Genomic DNA, 7,617 nt, shown 5'->3' with positions numbered 1-7,617 from the left:
AAGCTCGACAATATCGACCACCACTTGGCAAAACTCGCTCACTGGCAAAGTGAGCGCTTAAAGTTCAGTCATCGCGATTTTTATCAATCAAGCGACTATCAAGACGGCTTATCCTTCCTGTTTACGGATTTATATTCAACCGAGGATTTCAGCGACCGCGATCGGGATCTTGAGCGAATATTTCCTAAAATGATCAAGCTTTTACCAAAAAAAATTCTTGAAACAGTGAGTCTTCTGGTAGAACTAAACTTACTTACTCAGCAGCTAGATCAGCGGCTTGCTGAAATCATATTTATTGAACACAACAGCAATGAGCTAAACGAGAAGATCTATTGTGAAGCTTATCGCGCTAGCGACAATCATGGCCAGCGACTATACCAGATACAACTGACTTCACAGCTGGGACAAAAACTCGACAAGTATGCGCGTAGCTCCGTCATCTTATTTACCTTACGCATGACCGAAGGTGCCGCAGAAATGGCTGGACTACAAGCACTTCATCAATTCTTAATGACCGGCTTTGAAGCCTTTCATAGCATGAAGGATGTACGCACGCTGATGAATACCTTAAGCGAAAGAGAAACCGTCTATCTCGATGAGATTTATCAAGGCAATAATCACCCCTTCAATTTTGACCTGAGCATATAAGCACAAAGGAAATACACATGACCGACCGCATCATTCTTGAACGAGTAAGGCTGGAGATTAAAGATCAAATTGCCTATGTAACCTTAGTTCGTGCAAGTAAGCTCAACGCACTCGATATAGCTATGTTTGAGGCCATTGCAAAAGTGGCTAAAGAACTTAAAAAGAACAAGTCTATCAGAGCGGTCATTCTATCTGGTGACGGTGATGCTTTCTGCTCTGGACTAGACATAAAAAGCGTTTTGAAAAGTCCGGTAGCCGCGCTCAAACTTTTGGTTAAACCCGGCACCAAGGCCTCAAACCTGGCCCAGGATGTCAGCTACCTGTGGCGCGATGCTCCCGTTCCTGTCATTGCAGTGACACACGGAAAATGCTGGGGAGGCGGCTTTCAAATCGCATTGGGTGCCGACTTTAGATACAGCACACCCGATTGCGAATTCTCTATCATGGAAGCACGCTGGGGTCTGATTCCCGACATGGGCGGCACACTAACGCTGAGAGAGCTGGCACCGATTGATATCGTCAAAGAGCTTGCGATGACGGGCCGAGTTTTCAATGCTGAAGAGGCTAAATCATATAACTTGATTACCCATATCTATGATGACCCGATGACCAAGGCAGTCGAATTCGCTGAAGAGATCAAACAGCGCTCGCCAGATGCCGTTGCCAGCAACAAGCTGCTTTTCAACAAAACCTGGCTTAGCACCATCAAACAGGCTTTAAATTGGGAAACAAAATTACAACGCAAGCTGATCGGTCGTTACAACCAGAGAGCAGCAGTCAGCCAAGGCACCAAAGGCGCGAAGCCCTTACCTTTTAAGAATCGCAGCTAAGCTTGAATCAAACAGGCTAGAAGCGATACTTTCCCGCCTCAACAGCCGCTTGTAATTCAGCATTAAAGGGCTGATAAGCTGTGTCGCCTGGAAGACAGACCCATACCGGGTCTGTTATCTGCTCCAAATCATAAGCAATTTTCTTCAAGTCAGTTTTCTTGTATTTGAAGGTTCCCGTTGTCTCCATCGATGAAGACAATCGAATAAAAATCGGCCGGGCATATGCGGGCAGATTCTCACTTAAATGTTGGTAGACCTCTGAAGAGTCAAAATGAGCACCTTTCTCAAGCGTAATAGATGCCATTCCCGCTCTACCGTTTGTCTCGGGTATCTCGACACCATAAACCACAGCATCAGCTACAGCAGTCATCTGAGCCAATACATTCTCGACCTCAGTTGTCGAAACGTTCTCACCCTTCCAACGAAAAGTATCACCCAGGCGATCAACAAATTGGGCATGATTGAAGCCTTGATCTCGCATCAAGTCACCGGTATTAAACCAAGCATCCCCCTGTTTGAAGACATTTCTCAAGATGGTGCGTTCGGTTTTCTCTGGGTCGGTATAACCATCAAAAGGGGTTTTATCGGTAATTTCACCCAATAGTAATCCCGCCTGTCCTTTTTTGACCCGTCGCAGGAAGCCATCGTGATGCCTGACTGGACAATCTTCTTCTAAATCATACTCGACAATGGCGTAAGGGATTGTCGTGAAGCCAACGGTAAAATCATGATTGAATATATTGAGAAAACCTACATTCCCCTCACTAGAGCCATAAAACTCCATCACCTTATCGACACCAAAGCGCTGTTTAAAACCCGCCCACAGGTTTGCTCGCAAACCGTTACCAAAAATCATTCTTACCTGATGATTTTTATCATCAGCACTTTCTGGCTGAGACATCAAATAGCGACACAACTCACCAACATAACAAATAGCAGTTGCTTGCGTTCGTCTTACCTCAGACCAAAATCTACTAGCAGAGAATTGTCGCGCCATAACCAAGCAGGCATCACCAGCCAAGACACTGCCCCATGCAACTACCAAGGCTGTACCATGATAAAATGGCAAGGTCACATAAGCTCGGTCACGCGGTGTCAGCTGTAAACATGCCAGTCCCGCACCACCAAAGGCTTTCATAAAACGTCCATGAGTCAAAATAGCCGCTTTCGGCAGCCCGGTCGTACCAGAGGTATAAAAATAACAGAAAGCCTCGGAAGGACGACTCCTCAAGGTACTACCCGGATTCTCTGAGCTTTCTTTCCTCTGCACCGCCGCAAGATCTGTCCAGCCATCAGGCAAAGCATCAGGGTCAACATCACTAAGCAAAGTGTCAGCATCATCAAAGAAAAAGCGAGCATTACTAGAAACAGGAAGACTACTCTCTACCTCAGAAATCGCTGAAAATAGCTCTCGCCCGACAATAATTGCTTTAGCATCGACGAGCTCAAAACTGTGGCGTAACACCGCGGCGCGCTGACTGGTATTGATGAGCGCACTCACGGCCCCTATTTTGGCAATCGCAGCAACACAGGCCAATAGCTCTGGGCGATTCTCCATAAAAACAGCAATGACATCACCTTTGCCGTAACCAGAGTTCAGAAGTGATCGCGCAAGTCGGTTAACCCACTGATTGAAGATCTGGTAAGTAAATTCCCGCTCTTCGAAAATTAACGCAAGCCCTTGCGGATTTCTTGAGGCCGACTGCTCAAGACAAACCCCCATCCCGGCAGGGTAATCACCTGGTTTTCGGCTCGCGATATACATTCCCTTGACTCTCTTGGGCGTACCTTTGATAAAAGCCGGTAGCTTAGAAACAAAACGAGGAAATGAGATGGTATTCGCCACTGCTTCAGTATCTGCGTTACACTTGGATATCGGGGCCATAAATTAGCTCTTTTTATTAGTTCGGCGCTTTACATCATCGGAAATTTACTTAGGAAAGACACTCATCTAATCGGCGAATAATTGATTTCTCAATTTTGGATTTAAGAGGCATAAGTAAGAAACCCAGCTCCATTTTCAGGTCAACCTGTTGTGGTAGCACTGTCATTCGCCCCTTAGCTCCAGCACCTTTGAAGCGCACTGTATCACCTTCCCAATGATATTTAACACCAAATTCCTCAGCCAAACTGACGACCATATCTTCGGAAATCTTCTTAATTTCATCGTGAGCCAAATGATGCTCTCGAACAACCTGTATCACTGACATATATTTTTCTCTAATCTGTTTACTGCTCTAGCCCTAACTTTGAACTTCTTCCAAAACGCGGCTCAATTAGACGCCCTAAATCTTTAAGCTAACGAAGCGCTTTCTATTCGGGCGAAACCCGACAGTTTACCTCGATTGCTCTTGATGCAAAACAACTGCCTAGCAAAGTTCATTCATTTACCTACAAGTCATGATAGTTTTCCTGACACAGCAGAGTTAGAATGAGCACAATTTTTAGATCCGCGTTACATATAGATGAGTATAGCCCATGACCCAAGAGTCTCACACACAAGATTCACAGGCCCAGCAATCACAAGATGACACTACCCACTTTGGCTTTAAAAATGTCAAAGCTGAAGAGAAAGCAGGAAAAGTCGCTGATGTTTTTCATTCGGTTGCCAGCAAATACGACATCATGAATGATTTGATGTCTTTAGGCATTCACCGCGTATGGAAGAAGTTAACGATCGAATCCAGTGGTGTCCGTCCGGGACATAAGGTCTTGGATATTGCAGGTGGAACGGGAGACCTGACCATGCAATTCTCCAAACGCGTTGGTGAACAAGGGCAAGTTATTCTCGCCGATATTAATTCATCCATGCTGAATGTCGGGCGTGACCGTTTACTAGACAGAGGCTACGGCAGCAACATCGATTTTGTTCAAGCCAACGCCGAAACACTCCCTTTTCCAGACAACTATTTTAATTGTGTCAGCATCGCCTTTGGCCTTAGAAATGTGACAGATAAAGACAAGGCACTAGCCTCAATGGCACGCGTATTAAAACCAGGCGGCAGACTATTGGTTCTTGAGTTTTCCAAGCCAAAGAATGACCTGCTCAGTAAAGTTTACGACCAGTACTCTTTCAAGGCTCTGCCTTTAATGGGGCGTTTGATCACCAATGATAGTGAAAGCTATCAATACTTGGCAGAGTCTATTCGCATGCACCCTGACCAGGAAACCTTAAAAGGTATGATGGAAAACGCAGGCTTTGCCAATTGTCGTTATCACAACATGAGCGGCGGCATTGTTGCTCTACATACGGGTATAAAACCTTAAGATGAGCCTTATGGACACTAAGCGGCTAACTAAAATTGCAGTTACTATTGAAAGTGCAATCAATACAGCTCTTTCAATGGACCCTGCGGCTCAGAAACATTTAAAACGCCTTAGAGACTGTGTGCTAGCCATTAGTGTCAGTTCCCCTAGCAAAGTTATCTATGTGGGCGTTGAAGAGCAAAACGAAGCCCAAAGTAACGAGTCAGACGATAACACCCAAGTGGTTTATCGAGTTGCCATACTCCCCGCTCAGGACCATTCCAGCGTTCAGATCAAAGGTTCCTTACTGTCCTTTATTAAACTTGCTAGCTCTAAGGACAAAAGCTTACTCTTCAAAACCAACGAAATTCAACTAAGTGGCGAATCTGTCAGAATTCAACAAATTCAGGCATTCCTTAGCATCGTCAGTGTTGACTGGGAAGGCATTCTCGCTTCTGTTATCGGCGATATTCCCGCACATATTATCGGCACCTCTATTCGCCAAAGTTTGAGTTTTGGCAAAAACCTGACTCAATCTTTGATCAGAGATGCGGAAGAGTTTATTAAGTATGAATTACGCCTGTTTCCAAATAAGGCTGCTGCTAAAAAGCAATTTGCAGCGATCGACAAGCTCTATCAGGCAAGCGAAGCTTTAGAGAAGAAAATTAAGGCTCGACTTGGTGATAAGTCAAATCAAGATAGCACTGTTAGCCAAGAGCAAACGACCAATTAACGCATAAATAAGAGATCAATAAACTCCGTGTCGAAGTTATTACTACTTACCAAACTCCGCAGAATATTCGTGATTCTGTGGGTCATTAGTCGCTACCGCCTAGACGAGTTTATTCCGCTTGCTCAGCTCCCCTTAAGCGCCAGACTACTTCTAATTCTTGCACCTTGGCACTTTTTTCCAAAACCGAAGATGTCTCGCGGTGAGCGAATCCGCTTAGCTTTGGAAACTCTGGGCCCTATCTTCATTAAGTTTGGACAGATACTCTCTACCCGACGCGACTTGCTACCTGATGATATTGCGGATCACCTCAAAAACCTACAGGATCAGGTCACGCCGTTTTCAGGAGCTATATCCAAGGCTTTAATTGAAAAAGGCTTGGGGAAGAAGGTTGGAGAAGTATTCCAAGAGTTTGACGATGAACCACTAGCTACCGCTTCCATTGCACAAGTACATAGCGCCACGCTACATTCAGGTAAAGAGGTAGTCGTCAAAGTCATTCGTCCTGGCATTGAGCGAACCATCGACCAAGATATTGCCGTCATGCTGTTCTTTGCTCTGGTTCTGGAAAACTATTGGGTGGATGGTAAGCGACTTCACCCGGTACAGGTCGTAAGAGATTATGAAAAAACAATTTACGATGAGCTCGACCTGCAAAGGGAAGCAGCAAATGCCTCCCAGATCCGTAGAAACTTTCTAGATTCTGAACTGATCTACATCCCGGAAATTCATTGGGACTACACTAACCAGCACGTTCTGGTCATGGAACGGGTGTATGGTATTCCTGTTGCTGACGTTGACGCGCTGAGAACCGCCGGGGTCAACCTGAAAGCACTTGCCGAACGCGGCGTAGAGATCTTCTTTACTCAAGTATTTCGCGATAGCTTCTTTCATGCTGACATGCACCCTGGAAACATATTCGTCTCGTCAAAGAATCCTCACAACCCGCAATACATTGCCATCGACTTTGGTATCGTTGGCACACTAACGCCTGAGGATCAAAACTACCTCGCACGCAATCTGCTCGCCTTCTTCAAGCGTGACTACAAAATGGTTGCCGAGTTACATATTTCATCAGGCTGGGTTCCTGAGGACACACGTGCAGACGAGTTTGAATCAGCCATCCGTACGGTTTGCGAGCCTATTTTCGAACGCCCGCTAAAAGACATATCCTTTGGACAGTTTCTGCTGCGCTTGTTCCAAACAGCGCGTCGCTTCAATATGGAAGTTCAACCCCAGCTTGTACTGTTGCAAAAAACCCTACTAAACATCGAGGGCTTAGGGCGGCAGCTCTATCCAGACCTGGATCTTTGGAACACGGCACAACCTTATCTAGAAAAATGGATGAAACAGCGCATCGCACCACCTGGTGTTTGGAAAAACGTTAAACAGCACTTGCCTGAGTGGCTTGAACAGTCACCAGAAGTGCCCAAGTTGATATTTGATGCCATGAATCAAATTAAGCACTTAGATAGCTTTACACAAAAGCGCGAACAGCAAACTATCCAGCTAAAAAATGACATAAATCTACAGCGCAAACAAACAAAAGACTATATGATAGGTGGTACCTTGTTGGTGCTAGCCATTGCCCTAAGTAAACCAGACACACAGCAGTGGTTAACAAATTTAACCTGGTCTGAAATCGGGCCAGCAATAGTCGGTGCGTACTTTATATTCCGCACCAAACGAATCACGAAATAACAGGCAGTTTAGTTACCATGTCTACGGTTTTAGAACAGTTAACAGAAGTTTTGGCCGAGCGTCGACAAGCCGATGCCAGCAGCTCTTATGTTGCCAGCCTACACGCCAAAGGCTTAAATAAAATATTGGAAAAGGTCGGTGAAGAGTGCACCGAAGCAATTCTTGCAGCCAAAGATGCTCAGGATGACGAAGGTAAGAAAGCCTTAGTCTATGAAACCGCTGATTTATGGTTTCACAGCCTGGTAATGCTTTCACACCTGGACCTCGAAGCTAAGGACATCCTTCAAGAACTTGAGCGTCGTTTTGACTTATCAGGCCTTGAAGAAAAAGCATCTCGTAAACAGAAATAGGAGAAGGTTATGGGTATCAGTCCAATGCAGCTACTGATTATATTATTGATCGTAGCACTTATTTTCGGCACCAAGAAACTACGCAATATGGGCGGAGACTTGGGTGGCGCCG

Annotated in this window: 9 protein-coding genes; 7 read left to right on the top strand and 2 right to left on the bottom strand. The window is 45.3% G+C overall.

Annotation, left to right across the window (positions count from 1 at the left end; all coding sequences use genetic code 11):
* Positions 1–648 (top strand): hypothetical protein (locus A3766_RS31350; RefSeq protein WP_068642877.1); only part of this gene is annotated, 648 nt, incomplete at its 5' end.
* Positions 649–665: 17 nt separating this feature from the next.
* Positions 666–1,478, top strand: coding sequence for a crotonase/enoyl-CoA hydratase family protein (locus A3766_RS20325; RefSeq protein WP_068516736.1), 813 nt, complete (start codon positions 666–668; stop codon positions 1,476–1,478).
* A 16-nt stretch (positions 1,479–1,494) separates the two neighbouring features.
* Here A3766_RS20325 and A3766_RS20320 read toward each other — a convergent pair whose 3' ends face one another.
* Together A3766_RS20320 and A3766_RS20315 are read right to left on the bottom strand one after the other, a co-directional pair.
* Positions 1,495–3,363, bottom strand: a complete 1,869-nt coding sequence (locus A3766_RS20320; protein WP_068516732.1) for a long-chain-acyl-CoA synthetase — start codon at positions 3,361–3,363, stop codon at positions 1,495–1,497.
* 49 nt (positions 3,364–3,412) lie between these two features.
* Complete coding sequence (locus A3766_RS20315; RefSeq protein ID WP_068516730.1) at positions 3,413–3,688, bottom strand: polyhydroxyalkanoic acid system family protein; 276 nt, start codon at positions 3,686–3,688, stop codon at positions 3,413–3,415.
* 268 nt (positions 3,689–3,956) lie between these two features.
* Here A3766_RS20315 and ubiE point away from each other — a divergent pair, with 268 nt between their 5' ends.
* The 5 genes from ubiE to A3766_RS20290 form a co-directional block, all read left to right on the top strand.
* Positions 3,957–4,745, top strand: a complete 789-nt coding sequence (gene ubiE / locus A3766_RS20310) for a bifunctional demethylmenaquinone methyltransferase/2-methoxy-6-polyprenyl-1,4-benzoquinol methylase UbiE (protein ID WP_068516050.1) — start codon at positions 3,957–3,959, stop codon at positions 4,743–4,745.
* A gap of 10 nt (positions 4,746–4,755) precedes the next feature.
* The gene (locus tag A3766_RS20305) at positions 4,756–5,457 is read left to right on the top strand and encodes an SCP2 domain-containing protein (RefSeq protein WP_068516727.1); all 702 of its coding nucleotides are present in this window, start codon (positions 4,756–4,758) and stop codon (positions 5,455–5,457) included.
* 27 nt (positions 5,458–5,484) lie between these two features.
* Positions 5,485–7,155: a ubiquinone biosynthesis regulatory protein kinase UbiB gene (ubiB, locus tag A3766_RS20300; RefSeq protein ID WP_068516722.1), complete on the top strand. Its 1,671-nt coding sequence runs from the start codon at positions 5,485–5,487 to the stop codon at positions 7,153–7,155.
* 17 nt (positions 7,156–7,172) lie between these two features.
* A complete protein-coding gene (locus A3766_RS20295) occupies positions 7,173–7,505 on the top strand; it encodes a phosphoribosyl-ATP diphosphatase (RefSeq protein WP_068512015.1) in 333 nt (110 codons plus the stop codon).
* 9 nt (positions 7,506–7,514) lie between these two features.
* On the top strand, positions 7,515–7,617 hold a 103-nt coding region (locus A3766_RS20290; protein ID WP_197479648.1), incomplete at its 3' end, for a twin-arginine translocase TatA/TatE family subunit.

Source organism: Oleiphilus sp. HI0132, from assembly GCF_001635845.1.
Note: the sequence above shows the minus strand (reverse complement) of the source record. Positions and strands in the feature narration are given on the sequence as shown.